Below are 20,638 nucleotides of genomic sequence, written 5' to 3' on the forward strand. Positions count from 1 at the left end.
TTTTTTGTTTTGTGGTTTTTGTTGTTTTTAGTTTTCTTTTACGTTTGGGGGGGCGGCGGCGCCGGCTCGGCCGGCCCCGACGCGGCATGTCCGGGCCCGCCGGGGACCGTCCCGGCCCCGCGTCGGGCTCCGCCTCGAACCCCGTCCCGGCCCCGCGTCGGGCTCCGCCTCGAACCCCGTCCCGGCCGCCCCCCGTTGGCTTCGCTCGGTCCTGCCTCGGGCTCCGCCTCGGGCCTTGCCGCCCAGGCCGCGCCTTCGGTACCGGATCGGGCACCTGCTCGGCCGCCGGATCGGCTCACAAGAACCCCACAGACGGCCCACAGGAAGCCCACATGACAGGGTCCTACCGTCGCGGCACGCCACCCCGCAGCGGGGCGGTGAACCGTGAAGCTCGGGAGAACCACCATGTCTCGCCGTAACACGACCGCACCCAAACGATTCGCGACGCTCGGCGCCCTCGCGGCCCTGACGACGATCGCGGCCCTGGCCGCGGCACCCGCCGCGCAGGCCGGTGCCATGCCCGGTGCCGACAAGCACAAGCCGGCCATCTGCAAGCGCGTCCCCGCCATCGACACCCGTCTGGGCAAGGCGATCGACCGGCTGAACGGCGGCGCCGCCGTGAAGGGGTCCATCGCCCACCTCCAGGAGCGGATCGCCACCGCGGACAAGCTGAACCGCCCGGCCGTCAAGACCTACCTCAACGACAAGTTGACCACCCGTCAGCATCTGCTGCCGGAACTCCAGCAGCGCCGGACCGACCTGGCGAACGTGAAGACCTGGTGCGACACGCAGCAGCCCGCCGCGGGCAAGTGACCGGCATACGTCGCCGTCGGGCCGCCGCCGTCCTGGTAGCGGTCCTCGCGCTCGGCCCCGCGCTGAACGCATGCGGCGGATCGCACGACGACAACGGCGGTGGCCCGGCTCCGGCGGGCACCCGGGCGGCTCCCACCGACCTGCCGTCGGACCCGGCGTCGATCGTCGACGAGGCGGAGAAGGCGGCAGACCGAGCGGACCAGGATGCCGAGGCGCCCGAGACCCCGCCGGGCTGACCCGGACCGGCGAGCCGCACCCGCAGTGGGCGGCTCGCCGGCACCGCCGCAACCGACCCGGATCGACCGCGTCGCCTACCCGGCGACCACCGGTCCGACGGGCTCACCGGCCGGGACCCGCACCGCCACGAAGGACGGCGTGCGCCGCACCCGGAAGCCCAGTGACTCGTACAGCCGGATCGCGGTCACGTTCTCGGCCGCCGCATGCAGGAACGGCGTCTCGCCGCGAGCGATGATGCCGGCCACCAACGCCAGGACCAGCCGGCTCGCCAAACCCTGCCCGCGCCACGCCGGATCCGTGCACACCGCGCTTATCTCGGTCCAGCCGGGCGGATGTAGCCGTTCCCCGGCCATCGCTATCAGCGCACCGTCGCGGCGAACCCCCAGGTAGGTGCCCAGTTCGATGGTCCGGGACAGGAACGGGCCCGGTCGGGTACGGGCGACCAGGTCGAGCATCTCGGGCACGTCGGCGGCGGCGAGTCGAACGAGCGAGTCGTCCGGCCGGCCGGCGACCGCATCGCCCAGCATCTGCACCCCGCCGATCCGTATCACCACCTCCCACGGCGGAGGCGGTCGCAACGCGTCGCCGTCGGCGAGTGGCAGGACCGCGCCCGGACCCGCCAGCGCGGCCAGATCCGCCCAGTCCGCCGGGCCCGGATCGTCCGGCAGGGCCGCGAACGGCGCCACGTCGGCGAGATAGCGCACGACCCGGCCCCTGCGTTCGGCCAGCCCGGCGTGCGGGCCGATCAGGGACGCGTAGGCCACGTTGTCCAGCACGCGCACGTCGTTCATGCCGTGCCGGCCGTCACTAGGGATGGGGACATCGTCGATCCACTCCGCTCTCGCGTCGGATGAAGGAGGGCCGCCGGGCAAGTGCCGATACGCCGAACCCGGCGGCGGCGTCACACTGCCCATTCGTGCCCTGCCGGAAAAAGTCGCCCCGGATGCGGCCCGGCGAAGAACCGGTCGGGCCGGTCTCCTCGACCGGCTCCGGACGGCGCGATCATCGGCGCAGCCGAACGGCACCGGTCGGACGGCTCAGGACGAGCCGGGCAGCCCGGATCGACATGTGGCACTGCTCACCCGCAGCAGGTCGATGTGCCTGCGGGTCGCCAACCGGATCCGAGCCTGCATGATCGGCAGATTACGAGCTTGATCGCGCCCCGTCAAAGGGTGTCCACGGCTCGAAGCTTCCCACACCGTCCACTCGCCGGCGGTCGGATCCGCCCCTTCGGGGCGCCGGTCGCGGGGCGGCAAGGCGCCTGCCCCGAGCGGTTGTTGCCGCCCTCCGGGTCGATGGACAAGAGCCCGCGGGCTGCGTTAGCGTCGCGATGTCGGCCGGATCGGTCGTCGCCGTAGTACGTGTCACGAGTGCCAACGTTCAGCCCCGGCTTGTTGGTCGGCAACCCTCCTTCGCGCGACGGGTGCCCCGGGTGAGGACACGGCCGCGCGTCTTTCGCGTGGCAACGCGGGGCCCGCCTCGACGGGCCCAGGGGGCAAGGGGACGATGTCATGAGCAGGTGTGTGAACGCGGTGCGGCACCGCGCCGCCGCGCCCGCCGTGCCGACCCCGGCCGCCCACTGGGCGAACGCCCGTGGACAGCACGCGAGTTCGCCCCGAACCCGATTGACCCGGCGCTTGTTCATCGACCTGCGCCGCTCCGCCGGCTCCCTGTGTCGCTGACCCGGTAGCACCCGCCCCCCGGGCGAACCGCGGCCGCAGCACGGCACCGGCGCGCCCGCGGTCGCGTCGTCGTGCCGGTCCACCGGCGAGCCGGCCCGGTGCGATCCCGCGCCGATTCCGTCGCTCCGGCTGAACCCGCCCCGGATTCCCACGAGTTCGCCACCCACAGGGCAACCCTGCATCGGCACCCGCCTGCTCGCCCACGGCAATCGACACTCGCCCGGCCCGGGCCGACCCGACGCCGTCTCGCGTCCGACGACGGACCGCCGTCCGCCGGCCGTGCCATGCCGTGACGCTCGCCCGCGACCGAGCCTGCCGCACCGACCACACCGCCGCCGACTCACCGAACCCCGAACCCGAGCCACTTTGCGGAAAGCGAGACCCGCCCATGACCACCCCGAACACCCCCGGCCCGCTGCACCTGGCCGTCGCGCTGGACGGCGCCGGTTGGCATCCGGCTGCCTGGCGCGAACCCGACGCCCGCCCGACCGAGCTGTTCACCGCCCGCTACTGGACCGACCTGGTGGCCGAGGCGGAGGCGGGCCTGCTCGACTTCGTCACCATCGAGGACGCACTCGCGTTGCAATCCACTCGATTCGACGGCACCGACACCCGCACCGACCAGGTCCGCGGCCGACTGGACGCGGTGCTGATCGCCTCGCGCGTCGCGCCGCTGACCGAACACGTCGGACTGATCCCGACCGCCACCGTCACGCACACCGAGCCGTTCCACGTCTCCAAGGCGATCGCCACGCTCGACTACGTCAGCCTCGGCCGTGCCGGGTGGCGCGCCCAGGTGTCCCGGCCGGCCGAGAACGCGCACTTCGGCCGGCGCGAGCATGCGCCGTTCACCGTCGAGGACCTCGACCGGCCCGACGTGGTGGCCGCGGTCGCGGAGAGCTTCGCCGAGGCGCAGGACTTCGTCGAGGTGGTGCGCCGACTGTGGGACAGCTGGGAGGACGGCGCGGAGATCCGCGACGCGGCCACCGACCGCTTCATCGACCGCGGCAAGCTGCACTACATCGACTTCGTCGGACCCAGGTTCCGGGTCCGCGGGCCTTCGATCGTGCCGCGTCCGCCGCAGGGCCAGCCGCTGGTAACCGTATTGGCACACGCCACGGTGCCGTACCGGCTCGGCGCCCGCTCCGCCGACGTGGTGTACGTGACACCGCGCGACCACGACGACGCCCGTGCCATCGTCACCGAGATCCGTGCCGAACAACGCACCGCCGAACGGGAGTCGGAGATCGTGCACGTCTTCGCCGACCTGGTCGTCCTCCTCGACGAGAGCGCCGCCGCGGCCCGTGACCGCAAGGCGCGGCTGGACGAGCTCGACGGCGCCGAATACGCCGGTGACGCATTCGTGTTCACCGGCACCGCCGCCGACCTCGCCGACACCCTCCAGGACTGGCAGCGCGCCGGACTGACCGGATTCCGCCTGCGCCCGGCCGCGTTGCCGCACGACCTGCACGCCATCACCCGCGACCTGGTGCCCGAACTGCAACGCCGCGGCGCCTTCCGCACCGCCTACGAAGCCGGCTCGCTGCGCGCCCGACTCGGCCTGCCGCGCCCCGACAGCCGCTATGCCACGCCCACGGCGGCGGCCTCGTGACCCGCTCCGTCATCACCCGCCCCACCGCTGTCCCGGCAACCGTCCGAAGGGACCCATCCCGATGAGCACGTCGCGTAAGCAGATCATCCTCGGCGCCTACGTGGGAGGCGTGAACCACCACACCGTGTGGTCCGATCCCGAGGCCGGCAGTCAGATCGACTTCTCCACCTTCAAACACGTGGCACAGACCGCCGAACGCGGCCGATTCGACTTCTTCTTCCTCGCCGAGGGCCTGGCCCTGCGCGAACGCCTGGGCCTGATCTTCGACCAGGACGTGGTCGGACGCCCCGACACGCTGCCCGTGCTCAGCGCACTGGCCGCCGTCACCGAACACCTGGGCCTGATCGGCACGGTCAACGCGACCTTCAACGAACCCTACGAACTGGCCCGCCAGTTGAGCGCCCTCGACCATCTGTCCGGCGGCCGGGCGGGCTGGAACGTGGTCACCTCCTTCGACGCGTTCACCGGCGCGAACTTCCGCCGTGGCGGCTTCCTGGACCGCAAGGACCGCTACACCCGGGCCGGCGAGTTCCTGGCCGCCGCGCGCGAACTGTGGGACTCCTGGGCGGCGGACGCGGTGGCCGCCGACCAAGACACCGGTGTCTTCCTGCGCGACGCCAACGCCGGCCAATTCGCTTTCAATGGACGGCAGTTCGACATCACGGGGCGATTCGACACGCCGCGCAGCCCGCAGGGCCGGCCGGTGATCCTACAGGCCGGCGTCTCACCGCAGGGCCGCGACTTCGCCGCCGGCGGAGCCGACGCGATCTTCTCGCCCTACCACCGCCTCGACGAGGCGCAGGCGTTCTACCGCGACATCCAGGCCCGGGCCGGCCGGCTGGGCAGGCCCGCCGGCTCGGTCAAGCTGCTGCCGCACGCGTCGTTCGTCCTCGGCGAGAGCGTGGCCGACGCCGCCGAGCGACACCGTGACATCACCCGGCGCCAGATCAGCGGACGCACCGCGCAGATCCTGCTGGAGACGGTCTGGAACCGCGACCTGTCCGGCTACGACCCGGACGGCCCGCTGCCCGACGTGGACCCCGACCCCGACGGTCCGCCGCTGGTGCAGGGCCGGGCCCGGATCGGCGAGGACGCACACCGCAGGGTCGCCGAGTGGCGTGCGCTGGCCGAGGCCGACAAGTACTCGCTGCGCGACCTGGCCATCCACGTGTTCGGCCGCACCGAGTTCGTCGGCACCCCCGCCCAAGTGGCGGAACGCATCGACACGTTCGTGCAACAGGACGGCTCGGACGGCTTCATCGTGGGTTCCCACCTGACCCCCACCGGTCTCGACGAGTTCGTCGACAAGGTCGTCCCGCTGCTCCAGGAACGTGGCTCGCTGCGCGCCGAGTACACCGGCGGCACGCTGCGCGAGAACCTGGGCATCGGGCCGGCCGTGGAGGTGGGCGCCGGCGCACGCGTGGCGTGATGCCCGAGCCGGGGACGGGAGCGATCCTCCCGTCCCCGGCCCGACCGTTCACTCGTTCGGCACCCAGTCCAACGTGCGCTGCACCGCCCGCTTCCAGTCGGCGTAGCCGCTCTCCCGGCGTTCGCGGTCCCACTCCGGTTCCCAGCGGGCGTCCTGATTCCAGTTGGCCCGCAACTCGTCGGTGTCCCGCCAGAAACCGACCGCGAGACCGGCGGCGTACGCCGCACCCAGCGCGGTGGTCTCGGGGACCGTCGGCCGGATCACCGGCACCCCCAACACGTCGGCCTGGATCTGCATGCACAGGCTGTTGTCGGTGACCCCGCCGTCCACCTTCAACACGCTCAGCGCCACACCGGAGTCCTTGGCCATCGCATCCACCACGTCCCGGCTCTGGTAGCAGATCGCCTCCAGCGTGGCCCGGGCGACGTGGCCCACGTCGTGGTATCGGGCGAGCCCGACGATCGCGCCGCGCGCGTCGCTGCGCCAATACGGCGCGAACAGACCGGAGAAGGCCGGTACGAAGTACACCCCGGCGGTGTCCTCGACCTGCCGGGCCAACGTCTCGCTGTCCGCGGCATTCTTGATGATGTGCAACTGGTCCCGCAGCCACTGCACCGCCGACCCGGTCACCGCGATCGACCCTTCCAACGCGTACACCGGATCCTGGCCCGCGAAGTGGTAGGCGACGGTGGTGAGCAGGCCGTGCTCGGAGCGCACGATCCGGTTGCCGGTGTTGAGGAGCATGAAGTTGCCCGTGCCGTAGGTGTTCTTTGCCTCACCCTCGGCGAAGCACACCTGGCCGACCGTGGCCGCGTGCTGGTCGCCCAGCGTGCCGGTCAGCGGAATCCCCACCAGCGGACTCGCGTCGGGCGACGCGCCGTAGCCGTCCGGATAGCTCGACGGGCGGATCGTGGGCAACATGACGCGCGGGATGTCGAAGAACGACAACAACTCGTCGTCCCAGTCCAGCGTGCGCAGATCCATCAACATCGTGCGCGAGGCGTTGGTGACGTCGGTGACGTGCACACCCCCGCGGGACCCGCCGGTCAGGTTCCACAACAACCACGTGTCGATGGTGCCGAAGACCGCGTCGCCGCGCTCGGCGTCACGGCGCGCACCGTCGATGTTCTCCAGGATCCACTGCACCTTTCCCGCCGCGAAGTACGTCGATGGCGGCAGACCCGCCTTGGCCCGGATCACCTCGCCCCGATGGTCCTGATTCAACGCGCGGGCGATCCTGTCGGTGCGGGTGTCCTGCCAGACGATCGCGTTGTAGTACGGCCTGCCGGTGTGCCGATTCCACACCACCGTGGTCTCGCGCTGATTGGTGATGCCCAGGGCGGCGAAATCGGCGGGCGTGAGGTTGTAGTGGTTGAGCCCACTGGAGATCACCGAACGGGTGCGCTCCCAGATCTCCACCGGGCTGTGCTCCACCCAGCCCGCCCGCGGCATGATCTGCCGATGCTCCAACTGCTGGCGCCCGACCACGCTGCCGCCGTGATCGAAGACCATGAACCGGGTACTGCTGGTGCCCTGATCGATTGCCGCGACGAAATCCGCCATCTCGAACCCTTACTGTGGCGACGCCCGGACATGGCGCCGTGTCGGATGTCCCGTACGACGGTTCAGTCGGCTTCGAGCACTCTGCCCGCCGGCTGCTCCGACGTGGGCAGGAACGGCGCGATCAGCCACCGGTACAGCGCTGCCCCGATCACGCCGCCGATCAACGGCCCGACGATCGGTACCCAGAAGTACAGGTTGCCGTACTGATCGCGCCACGCCCCGTGGTAGCCGGTCAGAAAACTGGCCAGCCGCGGCCCGAAGTCGCGGGCCGGGTTGATCGCGTAGCCGGCGTCGGCACCGAAAGCCATCCCGATCGCGACCACCAACAGGCCCGTCAGCAACGCGCCGAGGTTGGCCTTGGGTGCCGTGTTGAGCACGTCCGTCAACGCCATGATCACCAGCAGCAGGATCGCGGTGCCGATGATCTGGTCGCGCAACGCCCCCCATTCGCTGACCGGGAACGTGCCGTTGCCCGGCAGCGTGGAGAAGACCACCTGCGTCTTGATCGTGTGCCCGGGATCGGCCTGGGCCAGAATCTCCGTGTAGTTCCACCGCACCAGCAGGGCCGCGACGAACGCTCCCGCGGTCTGCGCGAGCGCGTACGGCGCCACCTTGTGCCATGGGAAGCCGCGGAAGGCGGCGAGCGCCACCGTCACCGCCGGATTCAAATGCGCGCCGGAGGTGCGCGCGGCGATGTACACCCCGAACGTCACCCCCAGGCCCCAGGCCCACGCGATGCTGTCGTGATCGCCCAGTTTGCCCGCGACGACCTGCGCCACCACCCCGGTGCCGAACAGCAGGAGCACCATCGTGCCGACGAATTCGGCGACCAACTCGCCCCCGATCCGCCACCGTTCGCTCGGTGCCGGGGCCGGGCCCGCCCGGCCCGCCCCGGTCTCCGGCGCTGCGTCCGTGCTCATGGCGCCGGAACGATGTCGGGGGCGCCGAGTCGGGCAGCGTCGGCGGTCAAATCGTCCGGTTGTCGCTGGGCGTCGCGTTCGGCCTCGACTCGCTTCCCGTAGTGCGCGATCTCGTTGCGGATCTGTTGCTCGTCCCAGCCCAGCGGCTCGGCCATCAGCCGCGCGGCGATCTCGGCGGCCTCCACCCCGCGATCCCACGACTCGATCGAGGCCCGGGTGCGCCGGGTGAGCACGTCGTCCAGGTGGTGTGCGCCCTCGTGGGTGACCGCATACACCACCTCGGCCCGCAGATAGTCGTCCGCGCCGGGCAACGGCATGGCCAACTCCGGGTCACGCTCGATGAGTTCGAGCACCTCGCCGATCATCGAGCCGTACCGGGCGAGCAGATGCTCGATGCGCACCACGTGCAGCCCGGACGTCCGGGCCAGGCTGTGCCGGCGATTGCGCAGCGCCTGGTATCCGTCGGCACCGAGCAGCGGCACGTCGTGGGTCACCGACGGGCCCGGATGCGCGCTGTCGAGCGTGCGCACCGCCTCGTCCACGGCGTCCTTGGCCATCACCCGATAGGTGGTGTACTTGCCGCCGGCGATCACCACCAGGCCCGGGACGGGATGGCCGACCAGGTGCTCCCGGGACAGCTTGCTGGTTTCGGCCGCGTCGCCCGCCAGCAGCGGTCGCAGGCCCGCGTACACGCCCTCCACGTCGTCCCGGGACAGCGGCGTGGCCAGCACCCGGTTGACGTGCTCCAGCAGGTAGTCGATGTCGCGTGAACTCGCGGCGGGGTGCTGCTTGTCCAGGTCCCACGGGGTGTCGGTGGTCCCGATCAGCCAGTGCCGGCCCCACGGGATCACGAACAGCACACTGGCCTCGGTGCGCAGGATCAGCCCGGACCGCGAGTTCACCCGATCCCGAGGCACGAGCACGTGTACGCCCTTGGACGCCCGCACATGGAACTGGCCCCGGGTGTCGGCCATCGCCTGGGTGTCGTCGGTCCACACGCCGCTCGCGTTGATCACCTGCTTGGCGTGCACCTCGAACTCGCGGCCCGACTCGACGTCGACGACCGTCGCGCCGGTGACCCGCTCGCCCTGCCGGAGGAAGCCGGTGACCCTGGTCCGGTTGGCCACGTGCGCGCCGTACGCGGCGGCCGTGCGGGTGATGGTCATGGTGTGCCGGGCGTCGTCGACCTGCGCGTCCCAGTACTGCACCGCGCCGATCAGCGCATCCGACTTGAGCGCGGGCACCTCGCTCAGCGCACGGTGCTTGGTGAGATGCCGGTGATGCGGCAGGCCCCGGGAATTGCCGGAGGTCGCGCCCATCATGTCGTACAGGAGCACCCCGGCGCCGACGTACAGCCGCTCCCACCCGCGATGCGTCAGCGGATACAGGAACTTCACCGGGCGCACCAGGTGCGGGGCCAGCCGTTGCACCAGCAGACCGCGTTCACGCAGCGCCTCCTGGACGAGCCGGAAGTCCAGCATCTCCAGGTAGCGCAGTCCGCCGTGGATGAGCTTGCTGGAGCGACTGGAGGTGCCGCTGGCCCAGTCCCGGCCCTCGACCAGGCCCACGCTCAGGCCCCTGGTGACGGCGTCCAGCGCGCACCCGGCACCGACGACGCCTCCGCCGATGACCAGGATGTCCAACTCGTGACCGGATCCCATGGCGGTCAGGGCATCTTCGCGGGCCTTGGGCGACAGGGCGACGGGTTGCACGTCGAATCTCCTCGGCAGGGAAATGCTGGGCCCCTACATTCGATGGCCTGCGCTCCCCACCTGCACGTCGAGCCACGCCCATTGTGGGCCGGGCGGAGTAACGCTGGAGGTCGCGGGTTCGCCCGAACGAGGCGATCGATCGGCCGATCGGTGATCCCGTACGGTGATGCCTGCGACGGATCGACAGGCGGGAGTCGGGGCAGTGGTGGAGGTGGTCGGGGCAGAGGATCCGCGGTGGATCGGTTCGTTCGCGGTGCTGGGCCGGTTGGGGGCGGGCGGCATGGGGCAGGTGTTCCTGGCCCGGTCGCCCGGCGGGCGGCTGGTGGCGGTCAAGACCGTGCATGCCGAACTGGCCGCGGACCCGCACTTCCGGCGGCGGTTCGCGGGGGAAATCGCGGCGATGCGTCGGATCGGCGGCTTTTGGACGGCCGCGTTCGTCGACGCGGACGCCGAGGCCGAGACGCCGTGGCTGGCCACCGAGTACATCATCGGACCCTCGCTGACCCAGGCCGTGACCGCGCACGGGCCGCTGCCCGAGTCGAGCGCGCGGGTGCTGGCCGCCGGGCTGGCCGAGTCGCTGGCGGCGATCCACGCGGTCGGCCTCGTGCATCGCGACCTCAAACCGTCCAATGTGCTGCTGACCGCCGACGGCCCGCGGGTGATCGACTTCGGCATCGCCCGGCTCGTACACGGCACGAGCGAACTGACCCGGACAGGGCACCTGATCGGCTCGCCGGGCTTCCTGTCGCCCGAGCAGGCCAGGGGAGACGAGGTCGGGCCCGCGAGCGACGTGTTCGCGGTCGGTCTGGTGTTGACCTACGCGACGACGGGCGCGTCGGCGTTCGGGGCGGGGGAAGCGGCGCAGCTGCTGTTCCGGGTGGTGTACGAAGAGCCTCGGCTGGATGCCGTGCCCATGGGGTTGCGGCCCCTGGTCGCGGCCTGTCTGCACAAGGATCCGGCGGAGCGGCCGACGCCCGGCCGGATTCTTGGGCTGCTCGGCGCGTCGGCGCGGCCGGCGGCCGACGACTGGCTGCCGGCGGCGCATTCCGCCCTGGTCCGGAACCGACCGGCGGCGCCGGCGGCGGTGGGCGGGTCGCCGACGTACCCGAGGCGGCCGGCGGAGGCCGCGGTCACCGCGCCGGCGCCGCCGGTAGGATCCGTGCCGCCGCCCAGGCCCGTGCACGCACCGGATCCTGTGCAGCCGCCGGCTGCCGTGTGGTCACCGGTTCCGGCGCCGCCGGCGGCACCGCCGTTCGGGCCGCCCGCGAAGGGTTCCGGGATACCGCGCCGCCGGTTGCTGATCGGCGGCTCGGTGGTGGCTGCGGCGCTCGCGGGTGGGACCACGTACCTGCTCACCGGCGACGACGGCGGGAACACTGATCCGGCGGCGAAGAAGTCCTCGCCGAGCGCGAGTTCGTCGGGGAAAGCGCCGACGGGGGCCGCGCCGGGCGCGAACGCCTCCCGGCCGCCGGTGGGTTCGGGCTCGAACGCCTCTGCTCCGCTGTCCGGTGTGCTGCCCGACAGGTACAAGAACGGGCAGCCGCTCGCCGTCGGGGTGGACGCCACCTATCCGCCCAACGAGTTCCTCGATGCCGACGGCAAGGGGGTGATCGGGCTGACCGCCGATCTGGCCAAGGCGATCGGCGAACAACTCGGCGTCGGACTGCAATTGCGTAACTTGGGCTTCGGGGAGCTGTTGCCCGCCCTCAAGTCCGCCCACATCGATCTGATCATGTCCTCGATGCTGGATACGCCGGCGCGCCGGGCCGAGGGGATCGACTTCGTCGACTACTTCCGGGCCGGCTCCGCGATCCTGGTCGCCAAAGGCAACACCCGGCGCATCCGGGGCCTTTTCGACCTGTGTGGGTGCAGGGTGGCGATCATTCGGGGCACGGCCCAGGACGATTTCGCCGACGACACGGGCGCCCGGTGCGGATCCGCGGGCGCGGTCATCAAGGTCTCCTGCTCCACCATGGCCGAAGCGGCCACGCGGATCCGCCAGGGCGAGGCCGACGCGGGCCTGTTCGACTACCCCGCCGCCGTGTACTCCGCGCAGAACTCGGCCGACGGTCTTGAGGTCGTGGACGGACAGATCGGCCCCGAGCCGTGCGGAATCGCCTTCCGCAAGACCGACCCGCAACTGCGCGACGCGATCCGCCAGGCACTGGAGCGGTTGCTGACCAGCGGTGACTACCAGCGGATCGTGGCTCGATGGCACCTGTCGGCGGGCGCCGTCTCGAAGGTGACGGTGAACGGCGGTTGACCTGACCGGACTCGGGACGGGGCGGGTACGCGCCCGGGCTGCGACGATCCCCTCGCGTACCGGTTGCGCCGATCCGCCGGGAACCGATCGGCGGCACGCCCCGTCGCCCCGACCGAGCCCGGTGCCGGATCAGTGCTGCCCGAATCGTCGAACTCCACCACGAACGCCCCGGCCTGCCGGGCCGGTCCTGCCGCCGCCCGACTCTCGCCCACGCCGGAGGCGCCGCCGAGGAGAAGGATGTCCCACTGTGCGTCGATCATCGATCGACGGTATCGCAGCCCGTCGGGGGAACAGGCGGTATGGAATCCGTTGAATCCTGGTGCGTCATCTGCGGAACTCTGTCACCCGGTGCGGGTGGCCAGTGCTTCGAGTGTGTCGTACGCCTGGTTCAGCGACTTCTCGGCCAGCGGCTTGAGTGCGGACATCGCCGGGACGGAAGCGGCCAGGGTGAGTTCGGCATGGACGAACTCCAGGTCGTCCGCGAGGCCGATCGAGCGCAGGACGGCACGCAGGTACGGCTCCTGGTGATCCCAGCCCTCGCGCGGCGTGCCGGGAGCGTAGGACCCGCCCCTCGTGGTGACCACCACAACCGACGTGCCCGCCAACGCCCCCGGGCCGCCGTCGGGTGTGACCATGTTGGCCGGGGTGACGATGCGGTCCAGCCAGGCCTTGACCGTCGACGGGATCGAGTAGTTGTACATGGGCACGCCCAGTACGACGGTGTCCGCAGCGCGCAGTTCGGCGTTCAGCGCTTCGGTCAGGGCTCGTTCCTGCGGCGGCTCGCCGTGTCCGCGGCTGGGGTCGAGCAGCGCTTCGCGGACCTCGTGGGTGATGTGCGGGACGGGTTCGGCGGCCAGGTCGCGGTGGGTGTAGCCGCCGTCGGGGTGGGTGTCGCGCCAGCGCGCGGCGAAGTGGGTGGACAGTTCCCGGGACACCGAGCCGCTGTGGCGGATGCTGGCGTCCAGGTGCAGGAGGGAGGGCATGTACGACCTCGAATCGTGGGCGAGCGGGGTGGCGGATCGGAGCGGGCCGGGCCGGCGACGGTCGGGCTCGGTCTCGGCACCGCGTGTCCACGACCGTAGCCATTGACGCAGGCGTGAGGGCAAGGTCGTGCCCGGTCCGCGTCCGACGCGGGCGACGTGCTGAACACGATCGACCGGCGCACGTTCAAGGGCACCGCGTCAGGCCCGACCGGCGCGTCGACGCGCCGGTCGGGCCTGCGTGATCGGGCGCAAGTCGGCGCTTTGGATGCGGAGTTGGGCGGCTGGGGGAATCCCGTCGGCAGGATTGAGCGTGCCTGTGCCGGGCAGACGGCCGGGCACAGTGCCTGCGACCGGTGGGCGCGAGCCGAAGCCGAAGAAGGGTCGCGTGTGATGTCTGATCCGAAGGACGTGACGGACATGGTGGCGATGCGGTCGAACGCCGCCGGCGGAGCGCAACTCGTGCCGGGTGGGCCGGGTCGATCGCCGCAACCGGTGCCGGCGGCCGCCGGCACGCGCGGTCGCACCGCGATTGCCGACGGCGTGGTCGCGAAGATCACCGGATTGGCCGCCCGGGAGATCGAGGGTGTGTATGCGCTGGGCGGTTCGATGACGCGAGCGTTGGACGCGGTGCGCCAGCGGGTACCGGGCGGTCGACCGAACGTGGCGCACGGGGTGAGCGTGGAGGTCGGGGAGCGGCAGTGCGCTCTCGATCTGAACCTGGTGGTGGAGTACGGCGTGCCGATCGCCGAACTGGGCCAGGCGGTACGCGGGCACGTCATCGACACCGTCGAGCGGATGACCGGGCTGGAGGTGGTCGAGGTGAACGTGGCCGTGGACGACATCCACCTGTCCGACGGCGACCCGCACGCGTCGGCTCGGGTCGAATAGGCGCGCAGGTCGGTCGGTTCGTGCCGCATGGGCACGCGCGTCGGCCCAACGAGCAGGTGGGTTTTCGCGGTTCGAGCGTGGCGGCGTCGTGGGGTCGGATCGGCCGAGGTGCTCGCTTGCCTGGGCTTGGGCACCGGCCCGGCCTCTGCCGGGGTGGCGGCCGGGTGGGGGCGTCTCGTCGTGCGCGTCCGGCCGTTCACTCAGTCGTCGTGGCCGGCGTTGTGGCGTTGCGGTGGTCGCGGTCGCTCGGGCCGGTCGGGTGGCGGAGTGCGTCGTGGTAGGCCGTGCAGACGGCGTCGGTCACCGCGTCCGCGTTCGCGAGGCGGGTCAGGCGGTGCCGGCCGGCTCGACTCAGGCGTCGGCGTTCGTGCGGGTGGGTCAGGAGGCTGTCGAGGGCCCGGGTCAGGGCGGCCACGTCGGCGGGTTCGACCAGGACGCCCGCTTGGCCGTGGCCCAGTTGGTGGGGGATGGCGCCGACGGTGGTGGCGATCACGGGTACGCCCGCGGCCATCGCCTCCAGGACGACCAGCGGGGCACCCTCGGTCACGGACGGGACGCACAGGATGTCCAGGGCGGCCACCGCTGCCGGGCCGTCCGTCCGCATCCCGCCGAAGCGGACCCGGTCGCCGAGCCGCAAATCCGCTGCCAGCGAGCGCAGTTCCCCGCGCAGTCGGCCGTCGCCCACGACGCTGAAGTCCACCTCGGGATGCCGATCCGCGAGTCGGGCGGCGGCACGCAGGAAGAATTCCACACCCTTCTCGGGTTCCAGTCGGCCGACCACGCCGACCGTCAGCGGTGCGTCACGAGGGCTCGGGAGTGTCGCCGGCGTGCCGCCGAACACCGCGGTGCCCACCACCCGGACCCGTGCGGTGGGGACCCGATCGACCCGACGCAGCCGGTCCGCGATCTGCTCGGAGACGGCCAAAACCAGTGCACATCGGCGGTACAACGGGCGGCTGTAGGCGCGCGCGAGGGGTCCACGCCAGGACGCCATGCTGTGCTCGGTCACCACCACCGGGACGCGAGCGATGGGGCCGGCGAGGGCCGCGGCCATGGTGGCGGCATGCACGTGCGCATGGACCACGTCGAATCGCCCCGCCCGGACCAGGCGCGCGATCCGCAGCGCCAGCATCGGGCTGACCAGGCGGGCCACCCGGTGCGTGCCCAGCACGACGACCGACACGCCCGCGGCCGCGAGTTCGGCTCCGGCCGGCCCGTCCTCGGTACAGGCCAGCACCACCGTGTGCCCACACGCCGCCAACGCGCCCGCCAATCCCGCGACTTGCCGCTGCGCGCCGCCGATGCGCAGGTCGTCCACCACGAGCAGCACCCGCAGCGGCCCACGCCCGTCCGCACCCCCCTGCCCGTGCGGCGTCCCCCTGACCCCGATCGTCGCCCCCCTGGTGCACGGTTGCCGCAGTGTCGCGTCCCCGTCATACGAGGATGTCCCTTCTCGGGCGCCGGGGCAGGCGAGAGCCGATATCGGCCCGATGGCCCGAAGGCTCGACCGCATTGTCCGCAGGGGTCGGAATCCATGGTCGACGCGCGTGAAGAACAAGACGCGGAGCATGACGCGGGCCGGTGTTTCGGCGGCCGACCGGGAGGCACGGCGGGGGGTCGGGCGTCGGCTGCCCGCCGCCGGCGGGGCAAGGTCCGCCCCGGACCGCGCCGTTGACGTCATGACATCGGAACGGGCGGGCAGGCGGGAACGGTGCGATTTCGATCCGGACACACAGGCGGCATGACGCTCGCGCAGCGAACGGAACGGCCGGAACGATCAGTGCTGTCGGTACGGCCCGAGGGGCCGCCGGGAACGGCGCGACCGTCGTGGGTGGGAGCGGCAGCCGGTCCCGCCCGCGACGGGGCTCACTTCGCGGCGATGGCGGCGGCCTGGGTGAGATACCAGCCGCCGGTGACGTACTCCGCGTCGATGTACAGAGGCGCACCCGGCGGTTGTGAGGCGGTTGGAACGGTCGGTGTGCCGGGGCGGGCCGGGCCCGGGAGTCAGGGACGAGGCAGCGGATTCGGGGTCGACCCGGTGGGGCCGCCCGCAAGCGGCGTCGCTCGGTCCTCGGGCCACCATGGGGAGAGCGAAGTCGGCGTGGCGTCCTGGTCGGGCGGCCGTACCACGGCGTAGCCCTGCCCCGGCGCAGGACGAAGGTGCGCGGACTCGCCGTTGATGAACGGCGTCAGGAGATCCATCTCGCGGTGGTAGACGAACAGCGACGATGTCGTGCCGAATATCGCCGGCCCGTCCAGGACCAGCGGTAGTTCGGCGAGGGCGTAGCCCACGGCCTGGTCGATCTGCTCCTCGCTCGGCTCCTGCCCGGCGACGCGTCGGACCGCTCCGCGCGCGGTTCGGCGACAGGCGCCGCGCACCGCCTCGTCCGTGTGATAGGCGTCGCGCACGCGCTTCAGCGAGTGCTGGTACGCGGGGCGTTCGGACAACTGCGTCCAGGTGTGCAGGTGGCGGTCCGGGTCGGCCACACCGGCATTGCGCAGGCCGCGCCGCGCGGGACTGCGCAGTCGGCCGACGGCGTATCGGGCGCGGCGGGTGGCCTCCGAGGGCTGCACGCCGGCCGCGGTCAGCGTATGCGCGGCCTCGTCGCCGGGGACGAAGACGTCGACACTCACGAAGTTCGCACAGGCCCACTGCACCAGGGCCTCGACCCTGCGCGGCTTGTAGTAGCTGTTCCAGGGACTGAGCCCGAGCAGCACGTGCTCCGCATGCTCCAGGACGCTTCGGCTACCGAGCGTGCACGGCCACACCATGAATCCCATGCGATCGACTCCTTAGCGTTCCCTCCATGATTCCATCGGCGGAACGCACTTCCGAACCGGGCCGTTTTGGGCCCGTCGGCATCCATGGAACGTATAAGCGGGTCCGGGATCGGACAACCGGGCCGGCGCATTCGTCCCCTTCGTAGGCGACATTCGATCGCGAGCGCGATCCCAGGCCCGGCAAGGGGCGCCATCGCCCGGTCCGGGGGCTCAGCCGGCGAGAGGGCGCCGGCCCGGTCGCCGGCGAAGTGGGCGAAGGAGGCGGGGAAGACGCGTATTCTCGGCCGAGGAGGGGCGTGATTACGGGGCTTGTCCGGGTCCTGGGATCGCCCTACGGTGACGGGCGGACCGGTGTGGGGTCGGTCCGGTTTGGCCGCCCGAACGCGTGGGCGGCACCGCTTTGTTCGTGTCCGTGACCGAAAGAAGCAGGTGAGTCATGCGCATGTCCCGTCGCATCGCCGCAGCAACCGGCACCCTGGCCCTGGCCCTGGGCGCTCTCGCCGCGGCGGCCCCGACCTCCCACGCCACCCCGTCCGCGTGCGTGGCCTACCTCGCCGTGGAGGGGTACAGCTCGATGACCACCGGCACCGCCTGCCAGTACGGCGGCAACGGCCCGGCCGGCGTGTCGGCCTGCCGGACCCTATTGACCGGCGTCGAGGGCGTACCCGTCACGATCGCCCAACGCGCCTGCACGTACGCGGCGGCGTAGAGCCGGCCGGCAGGCCGCCACTACTTCCGCTCCGAACAGGCCGACGTCGCACGTGCCCCGCCGCCCGGAGCGCCGGCCACGGCGCCCCGTCACGCCGCCGCCCCGGCGCGCGCCGGGATGCCCGCGTGTCCGCACCGTCACCGCGGGTTCTCCTGTCGAGGAACGATCACCAGCGGCCCGGGCGCGTGGTGGATCAGACCATGGGTGACCGAGCCGAGGAGCATGCCGCGGAAGTTGCCCACGCCCCGGGAGCCGACCACCAGGCACAGGGCGTCCTGGGCGGCGTCGGCGAGTCCGCGGACACGGTGGCCGAGGATCGTGACGCGCTCCACCGGTACGTCCGGGTACTTCTCACTCCACCCGGCGAGCGATTCACTCAGGCGGATCAGCGCCTCCTCGACCTCGGACTCGCTACCGAAGGCGGCGACCATGTCCGGCGTCGGCGGGCGGACCAGGACGGTTCGCAGGGCGGCGCCGCGCAGCGAGGCGGTCTGGAAGGCGTAGCCGACGGCGGGTTCGGAGCCGGCCGAGCCGTCGACGCCGACCACCACCGTCGGCGCCACACCCGCGGCGGGTTCGGGCCCGCGCACCACCGCCACGGGGCACGGCGCATGCGCACTCACCGGGACCGCGATGCTGCCCGTGGTGAACAGTTCCGTCAGGGCCGACAACCGGCGCGAGCCGAGCACGAGCATGGACGCGTCGGGTGCCTCACCGCGCAACACGTCCACCGGGCGGCCCTCGACCGTCGTCAGGCTCACCTCGAGACCCGCCCGGCCGGTGATCGCCACGGCGGCCGCCTTCTCCAACAGCGCGTCGTCGGCCAGGCGGCGACGCTCGGCCCAACTGGGACGGGGGACGGTGGCCCCGGCCCCGGCCTCGTGATACGTGTCGAACGCCCAGTCGAACGCGTGGGCGGTGTGCAACCGGCCATCGTGCCGGGCGGCCCGGTACGCGGCCTCCGCTCCCGCCGGCTCGGCCGGCCATTCCGACGCGTGCACGAGCCGCAGCGGCAGCCCGTGCCGTACGGCCTCGTCCGCGGCCCAACCGACGGCGAGCAGGCCCGCCGCCGAATTCTCCACTCCGGCCACCACGGGCCGACGTCCGGTTGTCATGACAGCTCCCGATCACCCTGGGGAACCCGCCTCGAATGCGGTGCTGACTTCCACTGTCTCTCCGCGAGCGCCTCCGTGCCGCGCCAGGCGGCTCCGCGACGCCCTTGGGGAACGGCGCCGAGCGCCGCCCGCACAGGACCCGAGGTCACGCTCTTCGGACACCATCGGCACCGTGCGCATCATCGGCACCACGGGCCCCTTCCACGCTCCCGACACCGCAAGCATCATCACGGATACCTTCGGTCACGCCCTCGGATCCCCGGACGGCCGGCTGACGTCGCCGGACCCATGCGCCCGAATGCCCTGACCCCTACCCCACGGGTCATGCGGTGATCACGACGATGCGTCGTGCTCGGCGGAGTCGGCGGACAGCAGCGGCCGTTCGAACACCGTGCGCAGCACGATCGTGGTGCCGGTCGCGCGGATCACCGGCACCGACCGGATGCGGTCGAGCGTGTCGGCCAGGTCGGCCGTGGACGCGACCCGGACCTTGATCCACAAGCAGTCCTCGCCCGCGACCTCGTGTGCCTCCAGGACGGCCGGCTCGCGTCGGATCGCCGCCTCCACCTGGTCGCGGGCCGCCCTTCCGGCGTCGAAGCGCAACGCGATGAACGCGGCGGTGCCGGCCTCGACCGCCGCGGGCGCGAAGGCCGCGTGGTAGCCGGTGATCACCCCGTCGCGCTCCAGCCGCTGGAGGCGATCGCGGACCGCCGGTTCGGACAGGTCCACCGACTTGGCGAGCGCGCGTACGGTCCGCCGCCCGTCGTTGCTCAGCGCGCGCAGCAACGCCCGGTCGATGTCGTCCAACGGCCGTGTCATCGAATCCCCTTGTTTCCGCGAATGAGATGGACCTACCCTAAAAAAGGCTAGCAGCCAGTTCCACTTAACTTACTGAGGTATGGGGATCACCTTGTCTCCTCTAATGAGGGATCGACTGTTGCCCTGGGTCGCGCTCGTGACCGTCTGGATACTGTGGGGTTCGACGTATCTGGGCATCCGGTACACGATCGAGACGATCCCGCCGCTGCTCGCGGCCGGCGCCAGATTCCTGATCGCGGGACTGCTGATGTTCGCGGTCGTCGGGCCCCGGCACGCGCGCGGCACGCAGCGACCGACCTGGCCGCACCTGCGCTCGGCGGCGATCATCGGCGGTCTGCTCCTGGTCGGCGGCAACGGCCTGGTGAGCCTGGGCGAACAACACCTCGATTCGGGCTTCGCCGCGCTGATCGTGGCCACGGTGCCGGTGTGGATGGTGCTGATCAACGCGCTGGTGACCAGGACGCGTGTGTCGGGCCCGGTCCTGCTCGCTCTACTCCTGGGCACCATCGGCATCGGAGTCCTGGTCGGTGGCCCGGGCGGCGACGTGCACGCGGGCGGCACGGTGATGGTCCTGATCGCGTGCGTGCTGTGGGCGGCCGGCTCGGTGTACGCGCGGACCGCGCCGATGCCCAGGCATCCGCTCGTGGTCGCCTCGCTGGAGATGATCACCGCGGGCGTGGCCCTGCTCGTCCTGGCCGCGCTGCGCGGCGAGTTCGGCCGACTGCACGTGGCCGACATCTCGACCGCCTCGTGGCTCGGCCTGACCTGGCTCGTGTTCGCGGGTTCGATCGTCGCGTTCAGCGCGTACATGTACGTCAACAGCGTGCTGCCCAACGACACGGTGGCGACCTACGCGTACGTCAACCCGGTCATCGCGGTGCTGCTCGGCGCCGCGATCGCGGGCGAGTCGGTGGGCCTGAACGTCTACCTCGGTGGAGCGATCATCGTCGCCTCGGTGGCCCTGATCGTCGCCACCCGCTCCCGCGATGCCCGCTCGCCCGCGCCGACCTCCCGGTCCACCGCTGCCGAGGAGGCCGGCACGGCGGCGGCCGAGTTCCCGAAGCCGGCCGAGGAGCCGCCGAGGGTGGAGCCGGCCAGGTAGGCCGCGGCCG

19 protein-coding genes and 1 riboswitch are annotated in these 20,638 nt (G+C 71.8%); of the genes, 9 read left to right on the plus strand and 10 right to left on the minus strand.

The annotated features are described in order from the left end of the window. Window positions 1–405 precede the first annotated feature (405 nt). Together ABZS54_RS19355 and ABZS54_RS19360 are read left to right on the plus strand one after the other, a co-directional pair. Entirely contained in the window at window positions 406–813 is a 408-nt protein-coding gene (locus ABZS54_RS19355) for a hypothetical protein (protein WP_355537063.1), read from the plus strand. Then, window positions 810–1,049: a hypothetical protein gene (locus tag ABZS54_RS19360; protein WP_355537066.1), complete on the plus strand. Its 240-nt coding sequence runs from the start codon at window positions 810–812 to the stop codon at window positions 1,047–1,049. The genes ABZS54_RS19355 and ABZS54_RS19360 overlap by 4 nt, the downstream gene beginning before the upstream one ends. Before the next feature lie 75 nt (window positions 1,050–1,124). Here the strand turns inward: ABZS54_RS19360 and ABZS54_RS19365 are convergent, their stop codons facing one another. Then, window positions 1,125–1,841, minus strand: a complete 717-nt coding sequence (locus tag ABZS54_RS19365; RefSeq protein ID WP_355537069.1) for a GNAT family N-acetyltransferase — start codon at window positions 1,839–1,841, stop codon at window positions 1,125–1,127. Window positions 1,842–2,087: 246 nt separating this feature from the next. Beyond that, on the minus strand, window positions 2,088–2,183 hold the full coding sequence (locus tag ABZS54_RS19370; RefSeq protein WP_355537072.1) for a putative leader peptide: 96 nt from the start codon (window positions 2,181–2,183) through the stop codon (window positions 2,088–2,090). A gap of 229 nt (window positions 2,184–2,412) precedes the next feature. Beyond that, a riboswitch (SAM riboswitch) is annotated at window positions 2,413–2,524 on the plus strand. Between the two features lie 37 nt (window positions 2,525–2,561). On the opposite strand from ABZS54_RS19370, the gene ABZS54_RS19375 reads away from it, so the two are divergent. The 3 genes from ABZS54_RS19375 to ABZS54_RS19385 all read left to right on the plus strand — a co-directional run bounded on the left by ABZS54_RS19375 (window position 2,562) and on the right by ABZS54_RS19385 (window position 5,773). After that, window positions 2,562–2,732 (plus strand): hypothetical protein, encoded by a 171-nt coding sequence (locus ABZS54_RS19375; RefSeq protein WP_355537075.1) that lies wholly within the window; start codon window positions 2,562–2,564, stop codon window positions 2,730–2,732. Between the two features lie 388 nt (window positions 2,733–3,120). Next, a complete protein-coding gene (locus ABZS54_RS19380) occupies window positions 3,121–4,344 on the plus strand; it encodes an LLM class flavin-dependent oxidoreductase (RefSeq protein ID WP_355537078.1) in 1,224 nt (407 codons plus the stop codon). A 61-nt stretch (window positions 4,345–4,405) separates the two neighbouring features. Further along, window positions 4,406–5,773 carry an NtaA/DmoA family FMN-dependent monooxygenase gene (locus tag ABZS54_RS19385; protein WP_355537081.1) on the plus strand — a complete coding sequence of 456 codons (1,368 nt, stop codon included), beginning with the start codon at window positions 4,406–4,408 and terminating at the stop codon, window positions 5,771–5,773. A gap of 48 nt (window positions 5,774–5,821) precedes the next feature. Here ABZS54_RS19385 and glpK read toward each other — a convergent pair whose 3' ends face one another. The 3 genes from glpK to ABZS54_RS19400 all read right to left on the minus strand — a co-directional run bounded on the left by glpK (window position 5,822) and on the right by ABZS54_RS19400 (window position 9,917). Next, on the minus strand, window positions 5,822–7,336 hold the full coding sequence (gene glpK / locus ABZS54_RS19390; RefSeq protein WP_355537084.1) for a glycerol kinase GlpK: 1,515 nt from the start codon (window positions 7,334–7,336) through the stop codon (window positions 5,822–5,824). Window positions 7,337–7,398: 62 nt separating this feature from the next. Next, on the minus strand, window positions 7,399–8,256 hold the full coding sequence (locus tag ABZS54_RS19395; RefSeq protein WP_355537087.1) for an MIP/aquaporin family protein: 858 nt from the start codon (window positions 8,254–8,256) through the stop codon (window positions 7,399–7,401). Further along, window positions 8,253–9,917 carry a glycerol-3-phosphate dehydrogenase/oxidase gene (locus ABZS54_RS19400; RefSeq protein WP_355537192.1) on the minus strand — a complete coding sequence of 555 codons (1,665 nt, stop codon included), beginning with the start codon at window positions 9,915–9,917 and terminating at the stop codon, window positions 8,253–8,255. Before ABZS54_RS19400 ends, ABZS54_RS19395 begins: the two co-directional genes overlap by 4 nt. A 217-nt stretch (window positions 9,918–10,134) precedes the next feature. Between ABZS54_RS19400 and ABZS54_RS19405 the strand changes: the two genes are divergently transcribed. After that, a complete protein-coding gene (locus tag ABZS54_RS19405; protein WP_355537090.1) occupies window positions 10,135–12,231 on the plus strand; it encodes a transporter substrate-binding domain-containing protein in 2,097 nt (698 codons plus the stop codon). 341 nt (window positions 12,232–12,572) lie between these two features. Here ABZS54_RS19405 and ABZS54_RS19410 read toward each other — a convergent pair whose 3' ends face one another. Beyond that, window positions 12,573–13,214, minus strand: coding sequence for an NAD(P)H-dependent oxidoreductase (locus ABZS54_RS19410; RefSeq protein WP_355537093.1), 642 nt, complete (start codon window positions 13,212–13,214; stop codon window positions 12,573–12,575). 387 nt (window positions 13,215–13,601) lie between these two features. Here ABZS54_RS19410 and ABZS54_RS19415 point away from each other — a divergent pair, with 387 nt between their 5' ends. Further along, on the plus strand, window positions 13,602–14,102 hold the full coding sequence (locus ABZS54_RS19415) for an Asp23/Gls24 family envelope stress response protein (RefSeq protein ID WP_355537096.1): 501 nt from the start codon (window positions 13,602–13,604) through the stop codon (window positions 14,100–14,102). Between the two features lie 196 nt (window positions 14,103–14,298). Here ABZS54_RS19415 and ABZS54_RS19420 read toward each other — a convergent pair whose 3' ends face one another. Continuing rightward, complete coding sequence (locus tag ABZS54_RS19420) at window positions 14,299–15,423, minus strand: glycosyltransferase family 4 protein (protein WP_355537099.1); 1,125 nt, start codon at window positions 15,421–15,423, stop codon at window positions 14,299–14,301. A 683-nt stretch (window positions 15,424–16,106) separates the two neighbouring features. Further along, on the minus strand, window positions 16,107–16,883 hold the full coding sequence (locus ABZS54_RS19425) for a tRNA-dependent cyclodipeptide synthase (RefSeq protein WP_355537102.1): 777 nt from the start codon (window positions 16,881–16,883) through the stop codon (window positions 16,107–16,109). Window positions 16,884–17,319: 436 nt separating this feature from the next. On the opposite strand from ABZS54_RS19425, the gene ABZS54_RS19430 reads away from it, so the two are divergent. After that, on the plus strand, window positions 17,320–17,592 hold the full coding sequence (locus ABZS54_RS19430; protein ID WP_355537105.1) for a hypothetical protein: 273 nt from the start codon (window positions 17,320–17,322) through the stop codon (window positions 17,590–17,592). Window positions 17,593–17,729: 137 nt separating this feature from the next. Here ABZS54_RS19430 and ABZS54_RS19435 read toward each other — a convergent pair whose 3' ends face one another. Beyond that, on the minus strand, window positions 17,730–18,707 hold the full coding sequence (locus ABZS54_RS19435; protein WP_355537108.1) for a universal stress protein: 978 nt from the start codon (window positions 18,705–18,707) through the stop codon (window positions 17,730–17,732). Window positions 18,708–19,040: 333 nt separating this feature from the next. After that, window positions 19,041–19,526 (minus strand): Lrp/AsnC family transcriptional regulator, encoded by a 486-nt coding sequence (locus tag ABZS54_RS19440; protein WP_355537111.1) that lies wholly within the window; start codon window positions 19,524–19,526, stop codon window positions 19,041–19,043. A gap of 136 nt (window positions 19,527–19,662) precedes the next feature. Between ABZS54_RS19440 and ABZS54_RS19445 the strand changes: the two genes are divergently transcribed. Continuing rightward, window positions 19,663–20,628, plus strand: a complete 966-nt coding sequence (locus ABZS54_RS19445) for an EamA family transporter (RefSeq protein ID WP_355537114.1) — start codon at window positions 19,663–19,665, stop codon at window positions 20,626–20,628. Window positions 20,629–20,638: the final 10 nt, after the last annotated feature.

Origin of the sequence: Embleya sp. NPDC005575 (assembly GCF_040605455.1) — a bacterium.
Taxonomy (GTDB): Bacteria; Actinomycetota; Actinomycetes; order Streptomycetales; family Streptomycetaceae; genus Embleya.